The organism is Streptomyces sp. SM1, assembly GCF_002910825.1.
Classification (GTDB): Bacteria; Actinomycetota; Actinomycetes; order Streptomycetales; family Streptomycetaceae; genus Streptomyces; species Streptomyces okerensis.
Genome location: NZ_NEUB01000099.1, coordinates 1 through 586, shown reverse-complemented (window position 1 = coordinate 586; position 586 = coordinate 1). Strand labels below are relative to the sequence as shown.

General features: G+C 76.8%; 1 pseudogene. It reads right to left on the bottom strand.

Features of this window, described 5'->3' with window-relative positions:
- Window positions 1-586: pseudogene (locus B9S61_RS02150) on the bottom strand (cation-translocating P-type ATPase); the annotation flags it as partial.

The following is a 586-nucleotide window of genomic DNA, read 5'->3' as shown; positions in this document are numbered from 1 at the left end:
GCCCCAGGCGACCGCCGAGCGAGCGTCGGTGAGGGCGATGGCCACGTCGCCGGCGGGCAGGCCGGCCGCCACGTCGTCGTCGCCGTGCGCGGCGATCCGGGCGACGCTCACCACGATGTGCCCGTCGCTCTGCAGTGCCCGTACGACGTCGCCGAACGGCAGGCCGGCGGGGGCGACCTCGTCGGCGAGGCGGGTGATGTCCTTCAGGTCGGAGCCGCCGGTGATGACGACGTGCAGTCCCGCCCGGCGGGCCGCGTCGAGGACGGCCTCGGCGCAGGGGTCGACGGGGTCGTGGAACACGGCTCCGTCCGCGGGCGGCGCGGGGTCGCGCAGGGTGTCGGCGTGCAGGACGAGGGAGTCGGCGATCTCCAGCTGCCACAGTCGCCGCCCGCTGCGGACCAGGACACCGGACCCGGCGAGCCGGGCGCCGAGGAGGGCGTCGAAGGCGGCGGGGCCGTAGCGGGCCGCCTTGGGCGATCCGGCCAGGACCGCTTCGGCGGCTTCCGCGGCGCTGTGTGTGACGAGGAGGGTGGCGGCGGCGAGCGGTTCGGCGTGGGTGACGACATGCTGCGTCCGCTGGTGGGCG